This is a genomic window from Erythrobacter epiphyticus (assembly GCF_034653295.1).
Lineage (GTDB): Bacteria > Pseudomonadota > Alphaproteobacteria > Sphingomonadales > Sphingomonadaceae > Erythrobacter.
Map to the genome: position 1 here is coordinate 135,441 of NZ_JAYEEU010000004.1, position 25,580 is coordinate 161,020.

Annotated in this window: 25 protein-coding genes; 13 read left to right on the plus strand and 12 right to left on the minus strand. The window is 64.0% G+C overall.

What is annotated here, in order from left to right:
• Window positions 1–16: 16 nt before the first annotated feature.
• The 5 genes from atpD (at window position 17) to SOQ14_RS02725 (ending at window position 6,102) form a co-directional block, all read left to right on the plus strand.
• Window positions 17–1,474, plus strand: coding sequence for a F0F1 ATP synthase subunit beta (gene atpD / locus SOQ14_RS02705; RefSeq protein ID WP_322896507.1), 1,458 nt, complete (start codon window positions 17–19; stop codon window positions 1,472–1,474).
• A gap of 45 nt (window positions 1,475–1,519) precedes the next feature.
• The gene (locus tag SOQ14_RS02710) at window positions 1,520–1,777 is read left to right on the plus strand and encodes an ATP synthase F1 subunit epsilon (protein ID WP_322896508.1); all 258 of its coding nucleotides are present in this window, start codon (window positions 1,520–1,522) and stop codon (window positions 1,775–1,777) included.
• 114 nt (window positions 1,778–1,891) lie between these two features.
• Window positions 1,892–3,364 (plus strand): ArnT family glycosyltransferase, encoded by a 1,473-nt coding sequence (locus SOQ14_RS02715; protein ID WP_322896509.1) that lies wholly within the window; start codon window positions 1,892–1,894, stop codon window positions 3,362–3,364.
• A 142-nt stretch (window positions 3,365–3,506) separates the two neighbouring features.
• Window positions 3,507–5,594, plus strand: coding sequence for a prolyl oligopeptidase family serine peptidase (locus SOQ14_RS02720; RefSeq protein ID WP_322896510.1), 2,088 nt, complete (start codon window positions 3,507–3,509; stop codon window positions 5,592–5,594).
• Window positions 5,595–5,859: 265 nt separating this feature from the next.
• On the plus strand, window positions 5,860–6,102 hold the full coding sequence (locus SOQ14_RS02725; protein WP_322896511.1) for a DUF1153 domain-containing protein: 243 nt from the start codon (window positions 5,860–5,862) through the stop codon (window positions 6,100–6,102).
• Window positions 6,103–6,121: 19 nt separating this feature from the next.
• On the opposite strand, the gene SOQ14_RS02730 is transcribed toward SOQ14_RS02725, so the two are convergent.
• Both SOQ14_RS02730 and glmU read right to left on the minus strand, forming a co-directional pair.
• On the minus strand, window positions 6,122–6,397 hold the full coding sequence (locus SOQ14_RS02730) for an HNH endonuclease (protein ID WP_322896512.1): 276 nt from the start codon (window positions 6,395–6,397) through the stop codon (window positions 6,122–6,124).
• Window positions 6,394–7,764 (minus strand): bifunctional UDP-N-acetylglucosamine diphosphorylase/glucosamine-1-phosphate N-acetyltransferase GlmU, encoded by a 1,371-nt coding sequence (gene glmU / locus SOQ14_RS02735; RefSeq protein ID WP_322896513.1) that lies wholly within the window; start codon window positions 7,762–7,764, stop codon window positions 6,394–6,396. Before glmU ends, SOQ14_RS02730 begins: the two co-directional genes overlap by 4 nt.
• A gap of 75 nt (window positions 7,765–7,839) precedes the next feature.
• Here glmU and SOQ14_RS02740 point away from each other — a divergent pair, with 75 nt between their 5' ends.
• Entirely contained in the window at window positions 7,840–8,544 is a 705-nt protein-coding gene (locus SOQ14_RS02740; RefSeq protein WP_322896514.1) for an HAD hydrolase-like protein, read from the plus strand.
• A 114-nt stretch (window positions 8,545–8,658) separates the two neighbouring features.
• A complete protein-coding gene (locus SOQ14_RS02745) occupies window positions 8,659–9,588 on the plus strand; it encodes an SDR family NAD(P)-dependent oxidoreductase (RefSeq protein ID WP_322896515.1) in 930 nt (309 codons plus the stop codon).
• Between the two features lie 234 nt (window positions 9,589–9,822).
• Here the strand turns inward: SOQ14_RS02745 and SOQ14_RS02750 are convergent, their stop codons facing one another.
• The 5 genes from SOQ14_RS02750 to SOQ14_RS02770 form a co-directional block, all read right to left on the minus strand.
• Window positions 9,823–10,419 (minus strand): PilZ domain-containing protein, encoded by a 597-nt coding sequence (locus SOQ14_RS02750; RefSeq protein WP_322896516.1) that lies wholly within the window; start codon window positions 10,417–10,419, stop codon window positions 9,823–9,825.
• Window positions 10,420–10,689: 270 nt separating this feature from the next.
• On the minus strand, window positions 10,690–11,055 hold the full coding sequence (locus SOQ14_RS02755; protein WP_322896517.1) for a DUF2794 domain-containing protein: 366 nt from the start codon (window positions 11,053–11,055) through the stop codon (window positions 10,690–10,692).
• Window positions 11,055–11,780, minus strand: coding sequence for a serine O-acetyltransferase EpsC (epsC, locus tag SOQ14_RS02760; protein ID WP_322896518.1), 726 nt, complete (start codon window positions 11,778–11,780; stop codon window positions 11,055–11,057). Before epsC ends, SOQ14_RS02755 begins: the two co-directional genes overlap by 1 nt.
• Window positions 11,781–11,823: 43 nt before the next feature.
• Window positions 11,824–12,501 (minus strand): HdaA/DnaA family protein, encoded by a 678-nt coding sequence (locus SOQ14_RS02765; protein ID WP_416232717.1) that lies wholly within the window; start codon window positions 12,499–12,501, stop codon window positions 11,824–11,826.
• Window positions 12,502–12,521: 20 nt separating this feature from the next.
• Window positions 12,522–13,844, minus strand: coding sequence for a heavy-metal-associated domain-containing protein (locus tag SOQ14_RS02770; RefSeq protein ID WP_322896519.1), 1,323 nt, complete (start codon window positions 13,842–13,844; stop codon window positions 12,522–12,524).
• Between the two features lie 68 nt (window positions 13,845–13,912).
• On the opposite strand from SOQ14_RS02770, the gene purM reads away from it, so the two are divergent.
• From purM to SOQ14_RS02785, 3 genes are all read left to right on the plus strand, one after another.
• Entirely contained in the window at window positions 13,913–15,010 is a 1,098-nt protein-coding gene (gene purM / locus SOQ14_RS02775; RefSeq protein WP_322896520.1) for a phosphoribosylformylglycinamidine cyclo-ligase, read from the plus strand.
• 108 nt (window positions 15,011–15,118) lie between these two features.
• Window positions 15,119–16,084 carry a phosphoribosylglycinamide formyltransferase gene (gene purN, locus SOQ14_RS02780; RefSeq protein ID WP_322896521.1) on the plus strand — a complete coding sequence of 322 codons (966 nt, stop codon included), beginning with the start codon at window positions 15,119–15,121 and terminating at the stop codon, window positions 16,082–16,084.
• Window positions 16,084–17,304 carry a sulfotransferase gene (locus tag SOQ14_RS02785; RefSeq protein ID WP_322896522.1) on the plus strand — a complete coding sequence of 407 codons (1,221 nt, stop codon included), beginning with the start codon at window positions 16,084–16,086 and terminating at the stop codon, window positions 17,302–17,304. The genes purN and SOQ14_RS02785 overlap by 1 nt, the downstream gene beginning before the upstream one ends.
• Window positions 17,305–17,358: 54 nt before the next feature.
• Here the strand turns inward: SOQ14_RS02785 and ndk are convergent, their stop codons facing one another.
• The 5 genes from ndk to SOQ14_RS02810 form a co-directional block, all read right to left on the minus strand.
• A complete protein-coding gene (gene ndk / locus SOQ14_RS02790; protein WP_322896523.1) occupies window positions 17,359–17,781 on the minus strand; it encodes a nucleoside-diphosphate kinase in 423 nt (140 codons plus the stop codon).
• Window positions 17,782–17,910: 129 nt separating this feature from the next.
• Complete coding sequence (locus tag SOQ14_RS02795; RefSeq protein ID WP_322896524.1) at window positions 17,911–18,423, minus strand: hypothetical protein; 513 nt, start codon at window positions 18,421–18,423, stop codon at window positions 17,911–17,913.
• Window positions 18,424–18,483: 60 nt separating this feature from the next.
• Window positions 18,484–18,921 (minus strand): DNA polymerase III subunit chi, encoded by a 438-nt coding sequence (locus SOQ14_RS02800; RefSeq protein WP_322896525.1) that lies wholly within the window; start codon window positions 18,919–18,921, stop codon window positions 18,484–18,486.
• A complete protein-coding gene (locus SOQ14_RS02805; RefSeq protein ID WP_416232718.1) occupies window positions 18,918–19,061 on the minus strand; it encodes a DUF2256 domain-containing protein in 144 nt (47 codons plus the stop codon). The genes SOQ14_RS02800 and SOQ14_RS02805 overlap by 4 nt, the downstream gene beginning before the upstream one ends.
• 24 nt (window positions 19,062–19,085) lie before the next feature.
• Window positions 19,086–20,546: a leucyl aminopeptidase gene (locus tag SOQ14_RS02810; RefSeq protein WP_322896526.1), complete on the minus strand. Its 1,461-nt coding sequence runs from the start codon at window positions 20,544–20,546 to the stop codon at window positions 19,086–19,088.
• Between the two features lie 142 nt (window positions 20,547–20,688).
• On the opposite strand from SOQ14_RS02810, the gene lptD reads away from it, so the two are divergent.
• From lptD to pdxA, 3 genes are all read left to right on the plus strand, one after another.
• Window positions 20,689–22,962: an LPS-assembly protein LptD gene (gene lptD / locus SOQ14_RS02815; RefSeq protein ID WP_322896527.1), complete on the plus strand. Its 2,274-nt coding sequence runs from the start codon at window positions 20,689–20,691 to the stop codon at window positions 22,960–22,962.
• Between the two features lie 176 nt (window positions 22,963–23,138).
• A complete protein-coding gene (locus SOQ14_RS02820; protein ID WP_322896528.1) occupies window positions 23,139–24,521 on the plus strand; it encodes a peptidylprolyl isomerase in 1,383 nt (460 codons plus the stop codon).
• Window positions 24,522–24,523: 2 nt separating this feature from the next.
• Entirely contained in the window at window positions 24,524–25,531 is a 1,008-nt protein-coding gene (gene pdxA / locus SOQ14_RS02825; protein ID WP_322896529.1) for a 4-hydroxythreonine-4-phosphate dehydrogenase PdxA, read from the plus strand.
• Window positions 25,532–25,580: the final 49 nt, after the last annotated feature.

The following is a 25,580-nucleotide window of genomic DNA, read 5'->3' on the forward strand; positions in this document are numbered from 1 at the left end:
GGCAAGGAAACCGAAAATGGCTACCGCACCCGTCCTCAATCAGACCACCAATGGCGTTATCAGCCAGGTCATCGGCGCTGTCGTCGACGTGCAGTTCGAAGGCGATCTGCCGCCGATCCTCACCGCACTTGAAACCAAGAACGGCGATAACGTGCTTGTGCTCGAAGTGGCGCAGCACCTTGGCGAGAACACCGTGCGCACCATCGCGATGGACGCCACCGAAGGCCTCACCCGTGGTCAGGAAGTGGTGAACACCGGCGCGCAGATCTCGGTGCCGGTCGGCCCGAAAACCCTCGGCCGCATCATGAACGTGATCGGCCAGCCGATCGACGAGCGCGGCCCGATCGGCGCGGAAACCACCGCCCCGATTCACGCCGAAGCCCCGGCTTTCGTTGACCAGTCGACCGAAGCGGCGATCCTTGTCACCGGCATCAAGGTGATCGACCTGCTCGCACCCTATGCGCGCGGCGGCAAGATCGGCCTGTTCGGCGGTGCGGGCGTCGGCAAGACCGTGCTCATTCAGGAACTCATCAACAACATCGCCAAGGGCCATGGCGGCGTGTCGGTGTTCGCGGGCGTGGGTGAGCGCACCCGTGAGGGCAACGACCTCTACCACGAATTCCTCGATGCGGGCGTGATCGCCAAGGACGCCGAGGGCAATGCCACCAGCGAAGGTTCGAAGGTGGCGCTGGTGTTCGGCCAGATGAACGAACCGCCGGGCGCGCGTGCCCGCGTGGCGCTGTCGGGCCTGACCATGGCGGAATATTTCCGCGACGTGGAAGGCCAGGACGTGCTGTTCTTCGTCGACAACATCTTCCGCTTCACGCAGGCCGGTTCCGAAGTGTCGGCGCTGCTCGGCCGTATTCCGTCGGCAGTGGGCTATCAGCCGACCCTTTCGACTGACATGGGCAACCTGCAAGAGCGCATCACCTCGACCACCAAGGGTTCGATTACCTCGGTGCAGGCGATTTACGTGCCCGCCGACGACTTGACCGACCCGGCACCGGCGACCTCGTTTGCCCACTTGGACGCGACGACGACGCTGAGCCGTGCGATTTCCGAACTCGGCATCTACCCGGCGGTGGACCCGCTCGATTCGACCTCGCGCGTTCTCGAACCGCGCGTTGTCGGCACCGAGCATTACGAAACCGCCCGCCGCGTTCAGGAAATCCTCCAGAAGTACAAGAGCCTGCAGGACATCATCGCCATTCTCGGGATGGATGAACTGTCGGAAGAAGACAAGCTGACGGTCGCCCGCGCGCGCAAGATCCAGAAGTTCCTTTCGCAGCCGTTCCACGTTGCCGAAGTCTTCACCAACATCCCGGGCGTGTTCGTGCAGCTCGAAGATACCGTGAAGAGCTTCAAGGCGGTGGTCGATGGCGAATATGATCACCTCCCCGAGAGCGCCTTCTACATGGTTGGCGGGATCGATCAGGTGGTCGAGAAGGCCAAGAAGCTGGCTGAAGAAGCCTAAGCCCCTTCCCCTCCCGTGATCGGGAGGGGAGACAGGAACACGAACATGGCATTGCATTTCGAACTCGTTACCCCGGCCAAGCTGGTGCGCTCGGAAGAGGTGCACATGGTGGTCGTCCCCGGCGCTGAAGGCGAATTCGGCGTGCTCGAAGGCCACGCGCCCTTCATGAGCACGATCCGTGATGGCGCCGTGCAGGTCTACAAGACAGCGGGCGGCGCACCCGAAGTGATCGAAGTGCGCGGCGGCTTTGCCGAAGTGGGTGAAAACGGCCTCACCGTGCTGGCGGAACACGTCGAAGGCTGAACGCCTCCGGATTGATGACGATAAAAAGGGCGATCCTGCGGGGTCGCCCTTTTTTGTTGAGCCGGGCCGGTCACCAATCTGAAAATTAACCATAAGCGTGCTAAGGCGGCGGCAATGTCGAGCCTGCCTTCACGCCGCAACGCATTGCCGCTGAGCCGTCCGGACCTGTGGGCCTGCGGCGTGCTTGTGGCCTTTACGCTGATCGTGCGCGCCGCATGGTTTGGCGATCCCAATGCCGACCTTGATGAACAACTCTATTCGCTGATCGGCAATGCCATGCTCGATGGGCAGGTGGCGTTTGTCGACCTGTGGGATCGCAAGCCGTTTGGCCTGTTTGCGCTCTTCGCGCTGGCGCATGCCTTGTTCGGGCCGGGGCCGGAAGCCTACCAACTGCTGGCCGCGGGCTTTTGCGCGGCGGGCGCTGTGCTGACCTATGTGATCGCCCGTGATCTGACAGATCGGGGGACAGCAACCGCCGCAGGGCTGCTTTACGTTGTGCTGAGTGCGATCTACGGGGCCAATTCCGGCAATTCCGAAGCCTTCTTTGTGCCGATGATGCTCGCCATGGCGGTGCTGCTGCGCGATCCGGCACATCCGCAGGCGATAGGGCGGATACTGGCCGCCATGCTGATCGGCGGGCTGGCGTTGCAGATCAAATACACGGTGCTGCCGCAATGTGTCTTCTTCGGCCTGTGGGCGCTGTGGGGCCAAAACCGACACCGGAGAAACCCCACGGGGATTGTCGCATTGGGCGCGGTGTGTGCCCTGCTGGGCCTGTTGCCGACGGCGCTGGTTGCGCTGGGATATGCGCTCGCCGGATATTGGGATGAATTCGTTTTTGCCAATTTCATCTCCTTCTTTGACCGCCTGCCCGCTGCCGAAGGGCGGATGCGCCCCGATATCGCCGCGTTCATGGTGCCCTTCGCGGCTCTCGCGCTCGCCGGGATGCGCGCGGTCTGGCAGGCTCGGCCTGCCCCGGTTTCGCGAACCTATGTTTTCGTGCTGCTGTGGCTGGCAGCTTCGTTGGTGACGGTGTTCCTGCCGGGGACGGTCTACCGCTATTATCTGGTCGCGCTTGTGCCCGCCTGTGTGCTGACGAGCCTGCCATTCTTCCAGCCGAAAGAGCCCACCGGGTTCAACATTCCGGCGATGCTGCCAGCCGTGCTCTATCTGGCCGTGATGCCATTCCAGTTCATGGCAACACAAGAGAACCGTATCGCAACCGAGGCCTTTGCCCGCGCCATTGCCCCGCGGATCGATGCCGCCGCAGGGCGCTGTCTGTTCATCTTTGACGGGCCGACCGCGCTTTACCGGATGACCGACAGCTGCATTCCCAGCCGCTTCGTTTACCCCGATCATCTCAACAACGCGCTTGAACGGTATGCGCTTGGCGTGTCGCAGGAAGGCGAAGTCGCCCGCATCCTTGCGACGCGGCCGCCGGTCATCATCACCGCCGACAGTGCGTTCACGCCGCAGAACCCGGAAGCCATGCGGCGGGTCAAACAGGCGCTTGCACGCGATTATTCCGAGATCGCCAGCACAAGGCTTCACAACCGGCTGGTGCGCGCATGGGCGCTGCGCGACTGAGCGGCATCAGCATAGCCTTGCAATCCCCGCGCCCTCCCGCCACAAGTTGCCAGCCCTGCGGCTGACGCAGCAGAGCATGTCCTTTCCGATAAGAGGAGCGTCGCACTTGAAACTCGTATCGAGGCTGGCCATTGCGCTTGCCATGACCACATCCCCCATTGCCGCAGCGCAAGAGAACCCCGGCGTTCCCGGCCCCGAGCAGGATCCCTATATCTGGCTCGAACAGGCGCGCAGCCCCGAAGCGCTCGATTGGGTGGCCAAGGAAAACACCCGCACGCTGGCCGCACTCGAAAGCGATCCGCGCTTTGCCCAGTTGAAGGCCGAGGCGCTGGCGATCTTCGATAGTGAAGACCGCATCCCCTTCGTCAGCTTCCGCCCGGATGGGCTTTACAATTTCTGGCAGGACAAGGCGAACCCCAAGGGTGTGCTGCGCCGCACGACGCTGGAAAGCTACCGCACGGCCAAGCCGGAATGGGACGTGATCCTCGACATTGATGCCCTCGCCAAGGCCGAAGGCAAGGAATGGGTCTATCAGGGCTCGACCTGTCTGCCCCCTGCCCTCACCCGCTGCATGATCGCGCTGTCTGATGGCGGTGAGGATGCCACCATCATGCGCGAATTTGACACCACGACGAAGCAGTTCGCCGCCGGCGGCTTCGTGCTCGACAAGAAGAGCCAGGGCGGGATTGACTGGATCGATGAGAACACCCTGCTGGTGGGCCGCGATTTCGGCCCCGGCACGCTGACGGACAGCGAATATCCCTTCACCGCGCGCGTCTGGACACGCGGTACGAAAATCGAGGATGCGCCCGAAATCTTCCGCGGCCAAGCCAATGATGTGTGGGCCGGTGTCAGCCTGCTGCGCGACAATGATGGCGTGGTTCAGGCGCGCATTGCCTATCGCGGCATCAGCTTCCACGAGCGCCTCCACTACGTCGAAGTCGATGGCAAGTGGACCTTGTTGGATCTGCCGAAGAAGGCTTCGCCCTACGGCATCATGGATGGCCACCTCCTGCTCTCGACCGATGAGGACTGGACTGTGGACGGCCAGACCTTCGTGGCTGACAGCCTGATTGCCGTTAATCTGGCCGAGTTCCGCGCCAATCCCAACGGCGCGAAGAAAACCCTCGTCTGGGCGCCGGGCGAGCGCCAGACCAAGCAGGGCGGCGCGGTGACGGGCGAAGCGCTTTATGTCAGCCTGCTCGACAATGTCGTGGGCAAGGTGCTGCGCTTCAATTTCCGGAACGGAAAGTGGGTCAGCACGCCGGTTGTCCTGCCCGACAATGCCACCATCGGGATCGCGACCTCGTCGGACAAGACCGACCAGATCATGTACACGGTGAGCGGCTTCCTTGAGCCAACCACGCTCTACTACACCGATGGCACGACGCCGCCGGCCGTGCTCAAAACCTCGCCGGCCTATTTCAACCCCGAAGGCATGGATGTCGAACAGCATCAGGCCATCAGCAAGGACGGGACAAAGATCCCCTACTTCCTGGTGAAGCCCAAGGGCATGGTGGTGAATGGCACCACGCCCATCCTGATGACCGGCTATGGCGGCTTCCAGGTCCCGCGCCTGCCGGCCTATCTTGGCACCACCGGCAAGCTGTGGCTGGAGCGCGGCGGCGCCTATGTGCTCGCCAATATGCGTGGTGGCGGCGAATTCGGCCCCAATTGGCACCAGACCGCGATCCGCGAGAACAAGCAGCGGACCTGGGACGATTTCATCGCGGTGGGCGACGATCTGGTGAAGCGCGGCTTCACCAGCCCCAAGCATCTCGGCATCCAGGGCGGCTCGCAAGGCGGCCTGCTGGTGGGCACGGCCTTTACCCAGCGGCCTGACCTGTTCGGCGCGGCGATCGTGCAGATCCCGCTGTTCGATATGCTCCGCTACCACCTGATCGGGCGCGGCGCATCGTGGATCGGCGAATATGGCGATCCGCGCATTCCCGAACAGCGCGCCTGGATCGAAGGCTATTCGCCCTACCAGAAGATCGTGGCGGGGGTGAATTACCCCACCCCGTTCCTGTGGGCCTCCACGGCTGACGACCGCACCCACCCGGCGCATGCGCGCAAGGGCGCGGCACGGCTCAAGGAACTGGGCCAGCCCTATTACTACTTTGAGGACACCACCGGCGGTCACTCGGGCGGGGTGGACAATGATCAGCGCGCCAAATTGCAGGCGCTGCAATTCGTCTATCTGATGCAGCGTCTGATGGACGCCAAGTAACGCGGCCAGCGCGGGTAAAGATTCCCGCCAACCGCCAGGAAAGGGGGCGATTCCGTATGCGGAATCGCCCCTTTTTGCGTTAGTCGGACCCAGTGAACGCAACTACCTGTAAAACAACCCGACACTTGGGCCTCGGTTCGTCGCAGATGCGGCACAACAAAAATCCTCAAGGCAGATTTAACCACGTTCCGCAGGTGCCTGTTAAGGGTGCTCGGCAAGATTCGTTGCATCGGGGCAATGAAACCGAGCAATGAGGAACCGAGCCATGGCATACCCCAGAGACATTTCGATTGCGGAAGCGATCAAGCGTTACCACCTGCCGCAGACCCACCGGGTGCACTGGTCGAAAGCGCGCAAGGATGATGTGGTGCGCGCGGTGCGCGAACGGGCTCTTCCCTTTGAAGAGGCACAGGCCCGCTACCTGCTGAGCCGCAGCGAATTCGAAGAATGGGAACGCGATTATCTTGCAGCTGGCAGCACTACGATCGCACGGATGCAGGACGCCTGAGCAAACGCGTGCTGCTGCCCTAGCGCGTCGGTGCGTCGAAATCGGCAGGCTTGTTCGCGATCCACGTGACGAACTTGACGATCGCGGGATGGGCGCGGATCACGGCGACATTATCCCCGATCCGCGCCAGCTCGTTGTTGGTGAAATTGGCATGGATCGTCTTGTGGCAGATCGGGTGCACCGGCACCTTCACCTTGCCCTTTTTCGCTTTCGGGATCGGGTGATGCCATTGGACGATATCGCCCAAGGGACGGTCGCACAGCCAGCAGGTGAGCGGCGCCAGATCATGGCTCACTTCTTTTCTGCCGCCTTCTTTTTCTTCATCGCATCGTGAAAGCGGTCGGCCCAGCCGGGCTTCACCAATTGTTCGGCGCGCACCATGCGCAGCTCGCCGGCCGCGACATCGCGGCTGACCGCCGATCCGGCCGCGACAATCGCATCAGCGCCGATGCTCACTGGTGCGATAAGGGACGAATTGGAACCGATGAAGGCCCCGGGCCCGATCACGGTCTTGTATTTGAAGTACCCATCATAATTGCAGGTGATCGTGCCCGCCCCGATATTCGCGCCCGCGCCGATGGTGGCATCGCCGAGATAGGTGAGATGGCTTGCCTTGGCGCCGGGGGCGAGCACGGCATTCTTCACCTCGACGAAATTGCCGATGAAGCTGCCCTCCTCCAGCACCGTGCCGGGGCGCAGGCGGGCGAAGGGGCCGACCTTGACCCCGCTTGCGAGACTCGCGCCCTCGATGTGGCTGTTGGCACGGATCAACACCTTGTCGGCAACGCGCACGCCCGGGCCGAAGAAGACATTGGGCTCGATCGTCACATCGCGCCCCAACACGGTATCGTAGCTGAAGAACACCGTTTCGGGCGCGATCAGGGTCGCGCCCTCGTCCATCGCCTGCAACCGGCGTGCCGCCTGCCAGCGCGCTTCGGCGGCGGCGAGTTCGGCGCGGCTGTTGATCCCCGCGACTTCATCCGCGCCGTCCGCGACGATAACCGCGCAGGCGCGGCCATCGGCAATCGCGATGTTGATGATATCGGGGAGGTAATACTCGCCCTGCGCATTGGCATTGCCGACCCGCGCGAGCAGCGCGAAAAGATCGCCGCTGCGCGCGGCGAGCAGCCCTGAATTGCACAGGCGGCAGGCGCGCTCGCCCTCGTCCGCATCCTTGTATTCGACCATCTTGACGATGCGGCCGTCATCATCGGCGATCACCCGGCCATAGGCGAGCGGATCGGCAGGCTCGAAACCAAGCACCACCGCGGCGGGATTATCGGCTGCGTGGAGCCGTTCGAGCATCGCGCGCATGGTCGCGGCTTTCACGAAGGGCACATCGCCGTAGAGCACCAGCACATCGCCCACAAAGCCCGCCAGCGCGCCTTCGGCCTGCTGGACAGCATGGCCAGTGCCAAGCTGCGGTTCCTGCACGCAGGTGACCGCCCGATTCCCCACGGCCTTCTCGATCTGTTCGCGCCCCGCCCCCACGACCACCGCTGTCCGCTCCGGGCCGAGTTCAGCAACGCTCGCCATCAGATGTTCGAGCATCGGATGGCCCGCAATCGGGTGCAGCACCTTGTGCAGATCGCTTTTCATGCGGGTGCCCTTGCCCGCAGCAAGGATGATGGCGGCAAAGGGATGGGAAGCTGTCGTCGTCATGGGTTCTCTCTAGGCAAAGCTGCGCCTGCCAGCAAATGCTTGCGGTTTGATGTCGCATGGCGCAGGCGAGCCGTCATGCAAAGCTTCCCTTTTGAGGCCATCGGCTTTGATCTTGATGGCACGCTGCTCGATACCTTCCGCGATCTCGGCGCGGCGGTAAACCAAGCGCTGGTGCTTGGCGGGTTTCAGCCTGCACCGCTCGAATCCTCGAAAGACCTGATCGGCGGCGGGGCCAAGATCATGCTTGCCCGTGCGGTCGAGGCGCAGGGCGGCCTGCCCGAAGATGCCTTCCGGCAGCTCTACAAGGCGATGCTCGCCTATTATGCCGATCACAACGCCGAACATACCGTGCCCTACCCCGGTGTGCGCGATACGCTGCATGATCTCGCCGCGCGCGGGGTGCCGATGGTGGTCGTCACCAACAAGTTCGAAGGCTTTGCCCGCGATGTGCTGACCCAGCTCGATCTGATCGGGCTGTTTCAGGGTGTGATTGGCGGCGATTCCCTCGGCAAGGACGAAGCTGGCCAATTCCTCGCCAAGCCGCACCCGGCCCCGATCCTTGCGGCGATGGCGGCCGCCGGGGTCAGTGATCCCGCGCGCTTCGTCTTCATCGGCGATTCGACCTATGATGTGCGCGCGGCCCGCGGCGCGAGCGTGCCGGTGATCGCGGCGGCCTATGGCTATTGCGACCGCGCAGCGGAAGACCTTGGCGCCGACGCAATAATCGATTCGTTCGAGGGGCTGATTCCGGCGCTTGTCGCCCTTCGCGCGCGCCCCTGACCTTACGGCATTGCGCCCCTGCCCAATGGGCTGTTGCAAGAGCGCCGCGAAAGTGCCACGCAGCCGCCATCTTGACGTAGGCGTAAAGCCACTCACCATTCAGGAGGACTACTCATGACCATCAGCTTCAAGGACAAGGTTGCCATCGTCACCGGCGCCGGCGGCGGGCTCGGCAAGGCCTATGCGCTCGAACTCGCGCGTCGCGGCGCGAAGGTTGTCGTGAACGACCTCGGCGGTTCGCGCGATGGCACTGGCACCTCGGACGCCGCCGCACAGGTTGTCGCCGAAATCGAAGCGATGGGCGGCGAGGCGATCGCCAACGGCGCATCGGTCACCGAATACGAGCAGATGGAAAAGATGGTCGCCGATGCCAAGCAGAAGTGGGGCGGCGTCCATGTGCTGATCAACAATGCGGGCGTGCTGCGCGACAAGACTTTCGCCAAGATGGAGCCGGCTGACTTCGAATTCGTCGTCAAGGTGCACCTCACGGGTTCGGCCTTCGCCACCAAGGCGTGCTGGGAACTGATGCGCGAGCAGGGCTATGGCCGCATCCTGATGACCGCCTCCTCGACCGGCCTGTTCGGCAATTTCGGTCAGGCGAACTACGGCGCGGCGAAGCTCGGCCTTGCGGGCCTCACCAAGACGCTGGCGCTCGAAGGCGCGAAGTACAACGTGCGCTGCAACACGCTGTCGCCGGTCGCGGGCACCCGCATGACCGAAGACCTCTTCCCCGAAGAAGCCTTCAAGCTGTTCGCGCCCGAGAACGTGGTGCCGGCCGCGCTGTTCCTCGTCTCGGAAGACGCGCCGACCAACGCCATTGTCGGCGCGGGAGCTGGCGGGTTCCACTCGTCGTGGACGGTGATGAATGATGCGGTGTGGCTGCCGGAAGGCGAGCGCACCGTCGAAGGCTTTGCCGCCCATTGGGAAGAGATCAACGCCTTCACCAACCTGATCGCGCCGCAATCGGGCAGCGAGCAATCGGGCAACATCCTGCGCGCGATGCAGAAGGTTACGGGGACCGGACCGAGCTCCGCGCGCGGTTGATCCGGCTTCCGGTTACGGAATTCAGCAGGCCCGTCCCCGCAAGGGGGCGGGCCTTTGCTGTGACATTTCCGTTTGGATTTCCTGTGCCCGATATTCCGTGCCCGATGGGTCTGGTCGGTTGACGCTCGTCTGATAGTCTCTCAGGATCGGACGGGTCACCATTTTGGCCGCGCTGAAGGCGAGCGACTGCTGAAGAATGCCCCGGATGACCGTCTGGCGGGGAAAGGCGCCAGGTCAGAAGATAAGAATGCTTCCAAAACCAATGAGCAAGCCGGTAACCGCAGACATGGCGATTATAGCGGCTGCGCGCCGTTTGCCGCTTTGGTCAATTGTAGATCTTTCCGGAAGAGGGCCGCCGGCCGCCTGTGTGCTGCCGATCAACGGTTTATCGGGCTGTTTTTCGCGTGCGCCAAGCACGTCGGCGAGGCGTACGCTCTTGGGACGATCAACTGGCGCGCCGATGACCCAACTCTGAGCGGCAAGCATCGCTTCCATTTCAGCGAGTGCCTCAGGGTCCACGGCTTCCCCGCGAAGGTTCAGCACAATTGATTTCGGCAGCTTCTCCTCGAACTGAATGCCGACGAGATTGCCGCGAACCCATTTCACGGTACCAAAGATTCTCAACTTCCTGAGGGAAAGCCAAATCGACTGATCAGGAGCAAGTTTTTGCTCCGTTTCGACCCGGGCTCCGCCAAGGGACAGATCGCGTATCGAACACGGCGTACGGCCAAGCGGCGAATCAAGATATCCGCGCAGCGTCACATCGGCCCTGCCGTACGTTCGAAGGCAGGCCTTAGTTGCGGCTGATTTGGCTGTGTTCAAACTAACCATTACAGGATATTAACAATTCTTCGTTAATGCTTTTTTAATGCCTATTTCAGTAATTACTTATGCCCTTGTATCTTTGTCTTTTTACGCTCACTGATGAGTGGGTTGGTCTTTTTTGGGCATGATCAACCATCCACCCCTCAGCCGTTTTCAACTGCGATCAGCATCGGCCCCAAAGCCAACGTTCCCGTCACCCTGCTTCCGCACGTGGAAAGCTATGCTGGGAGCCCGAAAGCGGCCGCTAAACCAGCCATCGCGCGCAACACCGCGAGACTAGTCGTCCACGGCCCTCAGCAAGCGGCGCTCCATCGGGGCGAGCACATTGGCCAGATCATGGCCGCGCTTGAGCACTTGCCCGTGCTCCCCGAACAGCGTCCACATGCCCTGCTTGGCGCGCAAGGCCGGGCGCTTTTCGAGCCGTGCCTGCGGGCGTTCAGCGGTGCGGCGGAAGGCGGCAAAGGTGGCGGCGTTCTTATCAAAATCCATGGCGTAATCGCGCCACTCGCCCGCGGCGACCATCCGCCCATAGAGATCGAGAATGCGGGTCAGCTCGGCCCGTTCAAAGCCAACCTGCCCCGGCACGCGGCCCGGAAAGGCGACAATCTGCCCGTTGCTCGTCGCGGAATCGCGCGCGCTCATCAAGCCTTGGTTCCGTTGCGCAAGGCCGCGACATCAGCCGCTTCGGCAGGCCGCATGGACGCGCGCAGTTCCGCCATCTCGGCACGCAAGGCCGCGAGTTCGGCTTCGAGCTTTTCGACACAATCGCCGCGCGGCCGGCCCTGTTCATCGCAGGGTGGATCATCGCACGGCGTGCCATAGGGAATGAATTCGCGCAGCCATTGTTCGGCGGGCACCAGTGTCGAGCGCGCTTTCAGGCCGATCATGGTCGCGCCGGGGGGAACATCATCCGTCACCACCGCATTGGCGCCGACCCGCGCCCTTTCGCCGACCACAATCGGCCCGATGATCTGCGCGCCCGAGCCAATGATCACATTGTCCATCAGGGTCGGGTGCCGCTTGCCGCCCTTGCCGCTCGTCGGATTGGTGCCGCCCAGCGTCACACATTGATAGATCGTGACATTATCGCCGATCTCGGCAGTCTCCCCGATCACAGTGAAGCCATGGTCGATGAAGAAATTCTTCCCGATGCGCGCGCCGGGATGGATGTCGATCGCGGTCAGCAAGCGCGAGAGGTGGTTTACCAGCCGCGCCAGGAAATAAAGCTTGGCCTCGAACAGCCAATGCGCGACGCGGTGAAACCCGAGCGCCCAGACGCCGGGATAAAGCAGGATCTCCCAGCGCGAGCGCGGCGCCGGATCGCGCGCCTGCACAGAGTCGAGATAGCTGATCAACCGCTCGAACATCGCTCTTCAATCCCACCAATCGGATGGCAATGCAATGATCGCCTTACAACAGGCGCTGCTGTTCCGGCCCTTGGAGGGCTTCAAGAGCGGCGCGCCACACAGACATGGTGGCTGGGCTCTGGCGTTCAAGACTGATGCGATCAATCTCTGCCACCAGCGCTTCGAGCGCGGCAAAGCTGCGTTCGCAGCGCGGCACCAGATAATCCGCCGCGCCTTCGGGCAGGGAAAGCCCGCGCTGCTCGGCGAGCGCGTGCAGCAGTTCGGCTGCCATCGCGTCGTCCGGCTCGGTGATGGCGAGGTGCAAGGAGCCGCCGATGCGCGAGGCCAGATCGGGCAAGGCAATCGCCCAGCCGCCCGCCCCTGCATCGCGGTTGACGATGATCAACAAGGCCTCGCCAAAGCGCGCGCCACCTTGCTGCACCGCATTCCAGCGATGGAACAGCGCGGCTTCATCAAGGGTTTCGGCGTTATCCATCACCACGACGGGGATCGCCCCGCCCTGCCCGGCAACCCAGCGCCCGATCAGCGACTTGCCCGACCGCGGCGGCCCGGTCAGCACCGCGACCCGGAACGGCCAACTCGCCGGATCGGCCAGCGCCTCGATCACGCGGGCATTGGCATTGCCCATCACCAGCCGCTGCGGTTCGCGCCCCGCATGCCCCGCCAAGGGCAAGGCAATCTGCGACGGCGATACAAACAGCGAGGCGTGATCGTGGGGCACGGGGTGCAAGCTCGTCCCGCCTAGCGGCTGATCGCGAGCGCGTTCTGGCCCTGCCGCACGGTGAAACCGCGCGCCTGCAAGGCTGCGGTGAGTTCTTCCTGCGTGCCGGCAAAGCTCACGCTCATCACCGATGTGCCGCCCACCGCCGTGCTGGTCACGGTGACGCCGCGCACCCCTGCCAGACCGCGCACCGCGCCAAGGCTGCCATCAAAGGCGCCCGCATCGGGGGTTGCGAATTGCACCACGATGGTGCGTGCTGTGACCGCGCCCGGAATGGGGCTGATCACCGGCTGGGCCTCGATCCGCGGCGCATCGACCGCCGCACCGGCCGCCGCCGCAGCACGTGCCGCCGCGTCGCGGGCCTGCACCGCGCGACCGATTTCGATGAGGCGCTGGATCGCCGGGTCAATCGCCCCGCCGCCGCCCATCCGCAAGGTGGGATCGGGCCGCAGCTTGCCCTCGGCCAGCGCGGCGACAAAAATGCTGTCGAGCCGGGTCACCGCATCCGACAGCATCGCCGGGAGTTCGTCAGGCCCGGGGGCTTCGAGCGTGAAGCTACCGAGCACTTCGCTATCCGGGCCGTGGCGCGCGGTGAACGTGCCTGTGATCGGACCGCCGGGAAAGGTGTGTTCGAGCCGGGCAAAGGGCATCACAACATCCGAGGCAGCATATTGATCGAGCGTGGTGCGCCACCATGTCCGGCTGCGCCGTGTTGTCTGTCCGAAATTGATTAGCAGCGAATCGCGCCCGGCCCCGCTCGGGCGGACGTAATCAATCCGGCTCGACCCCGGATTGAATTCGGCCCACGCGCGCTGCCATGCATTGCGCAGCTCAAAGGTGGTAAAACTGCCCCCGCTCGCCAGCACCGGGATCACCAGCATCGGCGCCGAGCGCGCGGCTTGCTGCGCCCCGCCAAGAAACCCCCCCGCGCGCTGGCGATCAAACACCACGCCGAGCGTGGCGATATAGCGCTTGGGGCCAAGCCGCTCTTTCTCGATCACGATAGCGGCCACCAGCGAGTCAAGCTGGGCATCGGGCAATTTCGGCCCGCCCGCCTTGGCCCACGCCTTGCGCTGCGCATCGCGCCAGCCTTCGGCACGGGCTTTTTCGGCATTTTCGGCGGTCACATCGACCGTGATCCCGCGCACTTCGATATCCGCGCTGGCAGCGGTGGGCGCGATCCCGCGATCACCCGAAACCTGCGCCAACACCAGCGCATAAGTGCCCCCCAGCAGCGCCAGCGCGAGCACGGCGCCCGCGCCCGTGCGGCTGGCTGCGGGCCAGCGCACCGGGGAAAAGGCCTTGGCGAAGGGCGGGCTAGAAGGGGTGGCAAGACCAGTCATGGGGAAAATCGCTCATCCTTTGCCCAATGGCGAGTGGAATTCCAAGCGCGAAAGGCTAAAGACCGTGCATGAGCACCACCAACTCCCCCTACACCTATGCCGATGCCGGCGTTTCGATTGCTGCGGGCAACGCGCTGGTCAAGGCGATTGCCCCGCTGGCAAAGGCCACCGCCCGGCCCGGCGCAACCAGTGAATTGGGCGGGTTCGGCGGGTTCTTCGATCCCAAGGCTGCGGGCTATTCCGATCCGCTGCTGGTGGCGGCCAATGATGGCGTCGGCACCAAGCTCAAGCTCGCGATTGATCACAACCGCCACGACACTGTCGGGATCGATCTGGTGGCGATGTGCGTCAATGATCTGATCGTGCAAGGGGCCGAGCCGCTGTTCTTCCTCGATTACTTCGCCACCGGCAAGCTCGAAAACGGGGTGGCCGAACAGGTCATCGCAGGCATCGCCGAAGGCTGCAAGCTGGCCGGCTGCGCGCTGATCGGCGGAGAAACCGCGGAAATGCCGGGCATGTATGCTGCGGGCGATTATGATCTTGCGGGCTTCTGCGTCGGCGCGGTGGAACGCGGGGAACAATTGACCGGCGACAAGGTCGCGCCCGGTGATGTGCTGCTTGGCCTTGCTTCGTCCGGCGTCCATTCCAACGGCTATTCACTGGTGCGCCGTCTGGCAGCGGACAAGGGCTGGAAGCTCGAACGCCCGGCGATCTTCGATCAGGAACGCCTGCTGATTGATGCGCTGATGGCGCCGACCCGGATTTATGTGGCGAGCCTCTTGCCGCTGATCCGCGGCGGCCTGATCAACGGCCTTGCCCATATCACCGGCGGCGGGCTGCTCGAGAATATCCCGCGCATCCTGCCGCAAGGCGCGCATGCCATGGTCGATGCCGACCTCTGGCCGCAGCCTCGCCTGATGGCCTTCCTGCAAGCGCAGGGCGCGATCGAGCCCGAAGAAATGGCCCGCACCTTCAATTGCGGGATCGGCATGGTGGTGGCCGTTTCGGAGGAGAGCGTCGCAGAGGTCACCACGCGGCTCGAAGCGGCGGGCGAAACCGTGTTTGCCGTCGGCCGGATCGAGACCGGAGAGACAGGCTGCACCGTGCGCGGTGCGGTCGAGACCTGGTCGGCGAAGGGCCACTGGAGCGCGACCCATCTTGGCTAACTCCCGTCACCCTGAACTTGTTTCAGGGTCCATTGGGCCACAATGAACCTGTGGTGCTTCGGGGAGAAATGGATGCTGAAACGAGTTCAGCATGACGGATAGTGCAGCATGACCGATAAAGCCAAAATCGCCATCTTCATTTCCGGCGCGGGCACCAACATGGCGGCCCTGCTTTATGCCAGCCGCATGCCCGCCTGCCCCTATGAGGTCGTGCTCGTCGCCAGCAATGATCCGGCCGCACCGGGGCTCGCGCTCGCGCAGCTCGAAGGGCTTGCCACGTTTGCCCTGTCGCACAAGGGCATGACCCGCGCCGATCACGATATTGCGATGGAACAGGCCGCCATCGCTGCCGGTGCCGAGATTATCGTGCTGGCCGGTTACATGCGCATCCTGTCGGAAGAATTTGTCGCACGTTGGCAGGGCCGGATGCTCAATATCCATCCTTCGCTGCTGCCCAAATACAAGGGCCTTGATACCTTTGCCCGGGCCATAGCGGCAGGCGATAGCCATGCCGGCGCAAGCGTGCATCTGGTGACGGGCGAGCTCGATTCGGGCGAGGTTCTCGCACAGGCTGAGGTCGCGATCGCGCCCGGTGATACGCCTGCCAGCCTGGCCGAACGGGTGCGGCTGGCCGAACACCAGCTCTTCCCGCGTGCGGTGGCCGATTACGTCTCGCGCTGGCGCAATCCGGCATGGCTGCTCGAACAGGTGCGCGCCCGTGCGCTTGCCCTGCCCGAAACGGGCGAGCAGGAAAGCTTCGGCTCGCAAGGGTTCCGGGTCGGCGAGGGCAAGTCCGGCAAATATTTCGCCTATTTCACCGATCGCCCGCACGGGCATGAACGCATCGCCCTGCTCGTCAAGGTCAGCGGGCCGGAAGAGATGGCCAGCCTGATCGAGGATCAGCCCGACACCTATTTCAAGCCGGCCTTCTACGGCGCGAGCGGCTGGATCGGCATGGTGCTGGATCGGCGCGATCTCGATTGGGATGATGTCACCGCCTGGCTTGAACGCAGCTGGCGCTCGGTCGCGCCCAAGCGCCTGACGCGGCTGATGGACATTGCAGACGCTTTCTGATGGTGCGACAGCCTCCGCCCCGCCCTCACCTGCTCGCGCGCGGCAAACGCGCCGATCAGGCTAATGCGTTTCTCGGCAAGGCATGGGACAAGGGCTGGCTGCCGCCGCCCACACTTGATCCCGATACCCTGTGGCGCATCGCGGCCAAGCCCTTTGGCCCTCGCGCCGATGCCGCAGAGCACGGCGGGCGCAGCGCCGAGGATGTCGCCGATTTCCGCGAACGCCTCACCCGGATGTGCGACAGTGTGCGCAGCGAAGCCGATCTCAATCCGCTCGGGCAAGCCATGGCTTTTGGCCAGTTGCTGCGCACGGTCAAAACACGGCTGGCGCTGGGGGATCTGTGGTCAAAGCGCCCCGAATTGCTCGCCACCCGGCTCGCCCCGCCGATCATCGTCATTGGCCACATGCGTTCGGGCACGACCCGCATCCACAAGCTGCTGGCGGCGGATCCGGCGCATTCGCACACCCGCTACTGCGATGCCTATCATCCGGTGCCGGCACGGCGCGGGGTGAACCGGGCCAAAGCCACTTTCGAGCTGGCGATGTTGGGCGTGCTCAACCCGTGGATGCAATCGATCCACCCGATGGCCCCCGCCGAGGTCGAAGAGGAGTTGGCGTGGATTTCGGCGGCGCTGCATCATTCGATCTACGAATCGCAGTGGCGCATCCCGGCCTATTCCGCGTGGAGCGAAGGCCGCGATCCGGCACCGATCTACCGCGAATTCCTGCGCATGTTCCGGACCGACGCCGCGATCCGCGGGATTGCCGACAAGCCGCGCGTGCTGAAGGTGCCTGCCTTTGCCGAAGATCTCGCCACCCTGCTCGCGCTGCTGCCCGATGCGCGGCTGGTGCTGGCCGAGCGCGATCATGCCGCGGTGCTGAAAAGCGCCGTGTCGCTCGCCGCGAACCAGATGGCGATTCAATCCGACACTTGCGATCTTGCCCAGATCGAAGCCCTGTGGCGGCACAAGATTGCGCTGCGCGAAGAACGCCTCGCGGCGGTGCTGGCCTCTTGGCAAGGCCCGGTCGCACGGCTCGATTTTGCGCAGCTCAACAGTGATTGGGAAGGCGCGATCCGCAGCTGCTACAGCGCGCTCGGCCTTGCCATGACCCCGGCAGCGCTTGGCCAGATGCGCAAGGTCATGGCAGCGAGCGCCAGCGGCCATCACCACGCCCATGCCGCGCAATTGGCGGGGTTCAACAGCGTGAGCGCGCCATAGCAAAAGGGCCGCCCCTCGTGGGACGGCCCTTTGGATTGGCTGGTCTGAAAAGCCTTAGCCGACGATTTCTTCCGGCTTGAAGAAGAAGGCGATTTCGATCGCGGCGTTTTCTTCCGAGTCCGAACCGTGGACAGTGTTTTCACCGATCGAGAGCGCCAGCTCCTTCCGGATCGTGCCCGGCGCTGCGTCTGCCGGATTGGTCGCGCCCATCACTTCGCGGTTCTTGGCAACAGCGTCTTCGCCTTCGAGCACCTGCACCACCACCGGCTCGCTCATCATGAAATCGACGAGTTCACCGAAAAAGGGGCGCTCCTTGTGCACAGCGTAGAAGCCTTCGGCCTGTTCGCGGGTCATGTGGATGCGCTTCGACGCGACAACGCGCAGGCCGGCGTCTTCCAGCATCTTGGTGACCGCGCCGGTCAGATCGCGGCGGGTGGCATCGGGCTTGATGATCGAAAAGGTGCGGGTAACCGCCATGAGTATTCGTCCTTGTTTGTGGGATCAGGAGAGGCTTGCCAGCGCTGCAAACACCGCGCCAGATGAACTGGCCGCGCCCCTAGCGGCGGACGTGCATTTGTTCAAGCCTTAGCAGACAGGCCGGATCGCTTACCCGCCTGCGCCCTTGCCGAACACAAGCTGGCCGCTGGTCTTGCCATCGACCACAGCACCGGTGCTCACCATGAAGCTGGCGCCATCGCCCGCACGCTTGCCCGAAAGCATCATGGTCTCGTTCATGGTCGCTTCGAGCTCAATCGCATAGCCCGCTTTCTCGGCCTGCGCCTTGAAATGAGCGATGATCGCAGCGGCCTTCGCCCCCGCTTCGAAAGTCACCATCGTGCCGGCACCATCGGGCTGGTTGACCACTGTGTTGGTGACGACGGTGGAGCCGGGAAAGAGGCTGAACCCGTCGGGCAGCGAGATCGGCACGGATTGGCCGGAACGCATGGTGGCATCACCATCAGGCGTCTTGATGGTCATGGTGGTCTCGCCGCTGGCTTCATCGATGCGGTATTCGGCCGTTTCGCCGTCAGACGTGGTGATCGTGCCGGACTGTTCAGAGCCGCACGCGGCCAGCAGCGCGCTGGCGCCGGTCAGGATGAAGGTGATGAGATTGCGCATGGTCGCTCCCCCTGTTGAGCAAGCCGGAGCATTGCTGATCGGCGGACCGGACGCAAGCCTTCAGCGTTTCTTGACCCAGCGGCCGTTTTCCTGCGCGAAGTAAGCCCGCTCGACATCCTCGCGGCCATCCTGCGCGCTCCACGCTTCGCGCGCATGGGGCGCGCCATCGGGCGGGAACAGCAGGAAGACGCGGGCAAAGCCCGCGGCCTCGCGGAAGCGCCCGTCGGCCAGCACCAGATGGCTCGCACCATTCGGGGCTGCGACATCATCGGACAGCAGGATCGGCTGGCGCTCTGCCCCGGTCGCGCCCGCCTCGCCATGCGCGAGGAAGCTCTCCGGCCCGGCCTGCCACAAGGCGCGGGAAATGCTCTCGCGCTGGGCGGCGTCCGCGCTGACAACCAGCAAGCGCGCGCCTTCATCGCGCACGCGCTTCGCGATCAGCGCCACGACTTTCTCGACGGGATCATCGGTAACCTGCCAGAAATCGAGCTTGGTCACGCGGCGGCGCCCTTCCCCCGGCGGCACCGGTCGGAACAATATTTCACATTGTCCCAGTCGCGCTCCCACTTCTTGCGCCATGTGAAAGGGAGCCCGCAGGCAAGGCAGGTTTTGGTCGGCAGATCGGACTTCTTGCGCATCTTTGGGATGGCGAAATCTCCTCGCTATCTTTCCAGCACATCGCGCGCAAAACGATCGAGCAGGCGCACGCCATAGCCGGTTGCGCCCTTGTCCCAGCTATGCCCCGGTTTGTTCGACCACACCATGCCCGCGATATCGAGATGCGCCCACGGGGTGCCGTTCTTCACAAAGCGCTGGAGGAACTGCGCCGCAGTGATCGAACCGGCCTCGCGCGGGCCGATATTCTTGATATCGGCAATCGGGGAGTCGATCAGCTTGTCATAGGCCGAGCCGAGCGGCATCCGCCACAGCTTGTCGCCGGTGGCCTTGCCCGCGGCATCAAGCTGGGCCGCCAGCGTATCATCATTGGCGAACATTCCGCCATATTCATGGCCGAGCGAAATGATCATCGCGCCCGTCAGGGTGGCGAGATCGACCATGCGCGCGGGATCATACTGTTCCTGCACCCAATGGATCACATCGCACAGCACCAGCCGCCCTTCGGCGTCGGTGTTGAGGACTTCGACGGTCTGGCCGCTCATCGTGGTGACAACATCGCCGGGGCGCTGCGCCTTGCCATCGGGCATGTTCTCGACCAGCCCGACAACGCCGATGATGTTGGCCTTGGCCTTGCGGGTGGCGAGCGCCAGCATCGCCCCGGCGACAGCGCCCGCGCCGCCCATATCCCACTTCATGTCTTCCATGCCCGGTCCGGGCTTGAGCGAGATCCCGCCGGTGTCGAAAGTCACGCCCTTGCCGATAAAGACAGTCGGCTTATCGCCCGCCTCGCCGCCATTCCAGCGGATCGCCAGCAGCTTGGACTCACGCTCCGATCCTTGCCCGACGCCGAGCAAGGCGCCCATGCCCAGCGCGGTCATTTCGGCTTCGCCGAGCACGGTGAGCTCTGCGCCCGTCCCTGCAAAAGCCTCTTCACAGGCGGCGACAAAGGTGGCGGGATAAAGCAGGTTCGCCGGTTCGGTCACCAGCTTGCGGGTGAACTCCACCCCGGCAGCAAGCGCCGCCTCGCGGGCCCATGCCTCGGCCGTTCCGGCGGGCGCACCCACGACATGCACCGTGGCAAGGCTGGGCTTCTTGTCGGCGGCCAGCTTGGTGCGATAGGCGTCATGACGCCAACCGCGCAGGCGCAGGCCGAGCAGCACCGCCGCCGCATCCGGCGCGGTAAGACCTGCCGCGGCAAGGTCCAGCACCATTTCGGTCTCGCCCGAAACGAGGTATTTGGCCGTAAGCGCCGCGCCCGCCTTTTCGAGGTTGAGCATGCGATCCGTCGCGGTCCTTTCGCCGGCACCGGCCAGCGCGATGCGGCGCAACGCGCCGTTGTCCACGGTGAACCCCTCGAACACCTGACCGACCCGGCCACCAAACCGCGCGGCAGCGGCCCCTTCGCTGAGGGCCGCGTCAAGCCCGGCCAGCGCTTCGCACTGGTGGGTGATCCGCGCGATCAGGCGGACAGAAGCGGGCGTGGTGTCGGAAATGAGGATCTGCATGGGGTCTCCGCAAGAAAAGAGCTTGGCTGGCCGCAGGGGGTGCACGGCCTGCCGCGCGCCAAAGAGGTCGGCTCAGGCAAAGCACGAAAGGCCTTGATCAAACGCGATTGCGATTAAGCGCGAGCGGTGCAATAGGCAAGCCATGTCGGGCGGAACCTCGGGCAGCGCGCGCTTTAGCACAAAGCCAGGCTGGCGCGCAGCAGCGCGGCGGTCTGCCTCGCCGCTTGCTCTCCTGCTGGCCGCTGCATCAGCCACCCCGGCCTTGGCCGAAGATGCGGCCAGCCCCGCCGAAGATCTGGCCGAAAGCATGGCAGGCGAGGTCATTGATTTCGAGGCCGAGCAACTTTCCTACGACAATGAAAGCGATGTCGTCACCGCGCGCGGCAATGTCGTGCTGCGAAGCAAGGATCGCTCGGTCAGGGCCGATGAAGTCACGTGGGATCGCCGGGCCGGTTCCATCCTGGCCAATGGCAATGTCCGGCTGGTCGATGACAGCGGCAACCGGCTTTTCACCGAAAGCATCGCGCTCAATGATCAGTTCGAAGCGGGCGCCATGGCCGATCTCCTGATCGCCTTGCGGGCGGGCGGCAGGCTCGCGGCGCGTTCTGCTGCCCGCAGCGAGGATGGCACCACCATCCTTACCGATGCCGCCTACACCGCCTGCGCGATCAGCGATGCCGAAGGCTGCGCCAAGAACCCGAGCTGGCGCATCACCGCGCGCAAGGTGATCTATGATCAATCCGCCAACCGGGTGCGGTTCCAGGGCGCGATGGTCGAATTGTTCGGCGCCCGCATCCTGCCCCTGCCGGGTCTCGCGCTGCGCACCGACGGCAAGGCGGAAAGCGGCTTTCTGGTGCCCGATTTCCGCATCACTGCGGTCAACGGGATCGAGGTTAGCGGCGAATATTACTGGCGGCTTGGGGATAACCGCGATCTCAAGCTCGGCGCTTATGTCTTCTCCAGCGTGGCGCCGATGGCCAGCGCCCAATGGCGTCACCTCACCGACAAGGGCGCCTATCAGATCACCGGGTTCGTCACCGCGAGCGACCGCGCCTCTGACCTGACAGGCGGCGCAGGATTCGAGAATGATCCGCGCGGCTATCTCGATGCCAATGGCCGGTTCCAGTTCACCCCCGAATGGAGCCTCACCGGGTCGATCCGCGTTGCCAGCGACCGCACCTTCCTGCGCCGCTACGATCTCAGCCGCGAAGACCGGCTGCGTTCGGTGGTCAATCTCGAGAGGATTGACGAGAATTCCTACCTCTCGATTGCCGGCTGGGCGACGCAGACGTTGCGCATCATTGCCGATCAAGGCCAGATCCCGATTGCCCTGCCCGCGATGGATTACCGCCGCCTCGTCGATGATCCGGTGCTGGGCGGGCGCATCCAGTTGCAGGCCAACACGCTCGCGCTGGTGCGCACCGACGGGCAGGACACCCAGCGCGCCTTTGCCGCCGCCAAGTGGGATCTGCGGCGGATGACGGGGCTTGGGCAGGTGGTGACACTCACCGCACTGCTGCGCGGCGATATCTACAACACGCAAGACACGCTTTCGACCATCACCGAAGTCTATCGCGGGCGCGAAGGCTGGACCGCGCGCGGCGTCGCCACCGGCGCGGTTGATATCGAATGGCCGTTTGTCGGCGAAGCCTTCGGCGGCACCCAGGTGCTCAAGCCGCGCGTGCAATTTGTCGCCAGCCCGCAGACCCGCAATCTCGCTATCCCCAACGAGGATTCGCGGGCGATTGATCTGGAAGATTCCAACCTCTTCGCGCTCAATCGCTTTGCCGGTTATGATCGCATCGAAGATGGCGCGCGTATCACCTGGGGGCTCGATTGGGAGCTGACCCGGCCGGGTCTGCGCGTCAAGACAACCATCGGCCAATTCTACCGGCTGGAAGAACAGAACGACATCTTCCCTGTCGGCACCGGCCTGCCGGATCGGGTGTCGGATTTCGTGGGCCGCACCGAAGTGCGCTTGGGCAATCTTGTCAGCCTGACCCACCGCTACCGGCTCGACAAGGACAATTTCATCATGCGCCGCAACGAGATCGATGCGGCGGTTGGCAGCGCGCGCACCTATCTCGAAATCGGTTACCTTCGGCTCAACCGCAACATCACCACTGTCGAAGACCTCGCCGACCGCGAAGAGCTGCGCGCTGCCGGGCGCATCGCCTTCGGGCGCAACTGGTCGGTGTTCGGATCGGGGATTTTCAGCCTGTCTTCGGCTGAAGACAATCCATTCTTCGCGCTCGATGGGTTCGAGCCGATCCGCACCCGGATCGGGGTCGCTTATCAGGACGAATGCATGGAGTTCGGCGCGACCTTCCGCCGCGATTTCGTCACCGCCGGTGACGCGCTGCGCGGCAACACCTTCCAGATCTTCTTTGCGCTGCGCAATCTGGGCTTCCGCTAGGCGTGAGGCTCAGATCAATTGGCACAGCGGGTAAAAGCCGCTAAAGGCGCGGCTGGACGGGTAAGCCATCATCATCGCCGCGATAACTCAGCTTTCATTCAGCAAAGCGGCGATAAATCTGAATCAATCGCACGAACGGGATCGGGCGATTTCTTGGACCGGAACGGGATTACGCAGTGACATTGCCAGTCAAATCGCCAGTCAAATCGAAATTCTTCTACAAGGCCGGTGCAAGTCTGGTGCTGGCAGGCTTGGCCACGCTCGCCGTGGTGCCGGCGGCGGCTCCGGCACAGACGGTGGCGGTGCCCACCGCCGATAATCCCTTCGGCCTGCCCGATGAAGTCACGCTGTTCGGCAAGGCCAGCCCCGATGTCCGCACCGCGACCGCGGTGGTCAATGGCTATGTCATCACCGGCACGGATATTGACGAGCGCGTGGCGCTGGTCACCTCGGCGTCGGAAGCCAAGGTCACCGACGAGGAATTGCTGCGGCTGCGCGTGCAAGTGCTGCGCAACCTGATTGATGAAACGCTCAAGGTACAGGCGGCCCAGGCGCAGGACATCCCGGCCAAGCCCGAAGATATCGAACGCACCTATGCGCAGCTTGCCGAGCAGAACTTTGCGGGCGAGCCGAAGAAGATGGATGAATACCTGCGCTCGGTCGGTTCATCGCCCAAGGCGCTGAAGCGCCAGATCCAGGGCGAGCTGGCGTGGGAAAACCTGATCCGCCGCAACATCATGCCCTTCGTCAATGTCTCGGCGGAAGAGGTCAATGATGTGCTCGCCCGGCTCGAGGCCTCGCGCGGGACCGATGAATATCGTCTCGGCGAAATCTACCTGTCGGCAACGCAGGAAAACCGCGCCGCCGTGCTCGAAAATGCACAGCGGATCATGCAGCAATTGCAGGCGGGCGGCAGCTTTGTCGCCTATGCGCGGCAATATTCCGAAGCGACAACGGCGGTCGTCGGCGGCGATCTGGGCTGGGTGCGGCTCGGCCAGCTGCCCGCCCCGCTTGCCACGGCTGTGCGCCAGCTCCAGCCCGGCCAGCTCAATGGTCCGATCGAAATCCCGGGCGGCTTCTCGATCGTCTATTTGATCAACAAGCGGCAGGTGCTGATGGCTGATCCGAGCCAGGCAATCCTCAATCTCAAGCAGATCACGATCACCTTCGAGCCGGGCACCACCCAGCCCAAGGCCGAAGCGAAGATCGAGCAATTCGTGAAATTCATCGATGGCATGCGCGGCTGCGCCGATGCCGACCGGGCAACCGAGGCTGTGGGCGCGCAGGTCGTCTCGAATGACCAGATCCTTGCCGCCAATCTGCCCGAGCAGCTGCGCAACATCATCCTCAACCTCCAGATCGGGCAGACCACACCGCTGTTCGGCGGGGTCGAGGAAGGCGTGCGCGTGCTGATGCTGTGCGGACGCGATGATCCCGAGGACAAGGGCGCCCCGACCTTCGCGGCGGTGATGGACCAGATCGAGCAGGAACGCATCAACAAGCGCGCCCAGCGCTATCTGCGCGACCTGCGTAACGACGCCTATATCGAATATAACTGAGCGTGAACGCGGCGCCTCTTGCCATCGCGCTGGGTGATCCGGCGGGGATCGGCCCGGAGGTGATCCTTGGCGCGTGGGCGCGGCTCAGGGCAGAAGGCCGCCTTCCTCCGCTGTTCGTTGTCGGCGGGCCGCAAGTGCTGGCGGCTGCGGCCGCGCGCGCGCGGATCGATTGCCCACTGGTGCCCATAGCCGATCCGGCCGAGGCGCTCTTTGCAATCGGGGCAGGCCTGCCGGTGATGGCCGGGCTCGATGCGCCCTACACGCCCGGTGCACCCCAAGCCGATGGCGCGCGGCTCGCTCTGGCCTCGCTCACCTGGGCGACGCGGTTTGCGCTGTCAGGTGTCGCTGTCGGACTGGTGACTGCTCCGGTCGCCAAATCCGCCCTCGCGGCAATCGGCTTCGATTATCCCGGCCAGACCGAATTTCTCGCCGATGCCTGCGGCCTGCCCTATCGCGATGCGGTGATGATGCTGGCAGGGCCCTCGCTCAAAACCGTGCCGCTGACGGTGCATGTCGCGCTGGCCGAGGTGCCTGCCCTGCTCTCCCCCGATCTCATCACCCACAAGGCCCGGATCGTCGCCGCGGCGCTGCGCCGCGATTTCGGGATTGCCGAACCCCGCTTGGGCATCGCGGCGCTCAATCCCCATGCGGGCGAAGGCGGGCAATTCGGCGATGAGGAAGCGCGCATCATTGCGCCGGCCATCGCCAGCCTGCGCGCTGAAGGGATCGACGCCATCGGTCCGGTGCCGGGTGATGCCCTGTTCACACCGCGCGCGCGCACTGGCTATGATGTTGCCCTTGCGATGTATCATGATCAGGCGCTGATCCCGATCAAGACGCTCGATTTCGACGAGGGCGTCAATGTCACGCTCGGCCTGCCGATCATCCGCACCTCGCCCGATCACGGCACTGCCTTTGACATTGCCGGGCAAGGCGTGGCCGATCCGGGCGCGATGGCAGCGGCGATCCGCATGGCGAGCGCGATGGCAGCGGCGCGCAGCGGCGCATAACTTCCGTTCGGGCTGAGCTTGTCGAAGCCCCGTCTTTTCCTATAGCGCA

Bases quoted from the DNA above. Each gene is read 5' to 3' on its own strand.
- SOQ14_RS02715 (WP_322896509.1), top strand. From the start codon at position 1,892: ATGTCGAGCCTGCCTTCACGCCGCAACGCATTGCCGCTGAGCCGTCCG.
- epsC (WP_322896518.1), bottom strand. From the start codon at position 11,780: ATGTTCGAGCGGTTGATCAGCTATCTCGACTCTGTGCAGGCGCGCGAT.
- purM (WP_322896520.1), top strand. From the start codon at position 13,913: ATGAGCACCACCAACTCCCCCTACACCTATGCCGATGCCGGCGTTTCG.
- SOQ14_RS02745 (WP_322896515.1), top strand. From the start codon at position 8,659: ATGACCATCAGCTTCAAGGACAAGGTTGCCATCGTCACCGGCGCCGGC.
- SOQ14_RS02805 (WP_416232718.1), bottom strand. From the start codon at position 19,061: ATGCGCAAGAAGTCCGATCTGCCGACCAAAACCTGCCTTGCCTGCGGG.
- atpD (WP_322896507.1), top strand. From the start codon at position 17: ATGGCTACCGCACCCGTCCTCAATCAGACCACCAATGGCGTTATCAGC.
- SOQ14_RS02770 (WP_322896519.1), bottom strand. From the start codon at position 13,844: ATGACTGGTCTTGCCACCCCTTCTAGCCCGCCCTTCGCCAAGGCCTTT.
- SOQ14_RS02810 (WP_322896526.1), bottom strand. From the start codon at position 20,546: ATGCAGATCCTCATTTCCGACACCACGCCCGCTTCTGTCCGCCTGATC.
- purN (WP_322896521.1), top strand. From the start codon at position 15,119: ATGACCGATAAAGCCAAAATCGCCATCTTCATTTCCGGCGCGGGCACC.
- SOQ14_RS02710 (WP_322896508.1), top strand. From the start codon at position 1,520: ATGGCATTGCATTTCGAACTCGTTACCCCGGCCAAGCTGGTGCGCTCG.
- SOQ14_RS02740 (WP_322896514.1), top strand. From the start codon at position 7,840: ATGCAAAGCTTCCCTTTTGAGGCCATCGGCTTTGATCTTGATGGCACG.
- SOQ14_RS02795 (WP_322896524.1), bottom strand. From the start codon at position 18,423: ATGCGCAATCTCATCACCTTCATCCTGACCGGCGCCAGCGCGCTGCTG.
- SOQ14_RS02755 (WP_322896517.1), bottom strand. From the start codon at position 11,055: ATGAGCGCGCGCGATTCCGCGACGAGCAACGGGCAGATTGTCGCCTTT.
- ndk (WP_322896523.1), bottom strand. From the start codon at position 17,781: ATGGCGGTTACCCGCACCTTTTCGATCATCAAGCCCGATGCCACCCGC.
- glmU (WP_322896513.1), bottom strand. From the start codon at position 7,764: ATGACGACGACAGCTTCCCATCCCTTTGCCGCCATCATCCTTGCTGCG.
- SOQ14_RS02750 (WP_322896516.1), bottom strand. From the start codon at position 10,419: ATGGTTAGTTTGAACACAGCCAAATCAGCCGCAACTAAGGCCTGCCTT.
- SOQ14_RS02725 (WP_322896511.1), top strand. From the start codon at position 5,860: ATGGCATACCCCAGAGACATTTCGATTGCGGAAGCGATCAAGCGTTAC.
- SOQ14_RS02720 (WP_322896510.1), top strand. From the start codon at position 3,507: ATGACCACATCCCCCATTGCCGCAGCGCAAGAGAACCCCGGCGTTCCC.
- lptD (WP_322896527.1), top strand. From the start codon at position 20,689: ATGTCGGGCGGAACCTCGGGCAGCGCGCGCTTTAGCACAAAGCCAGGC.
- SOQ14_RS02785 (WP_322896522.1), top strand. From the start codon at position 16,084: ATGGTGCGACAGCCTCCGCCCCGCCCTCACCTGCTCGCGCGCGGCAAA.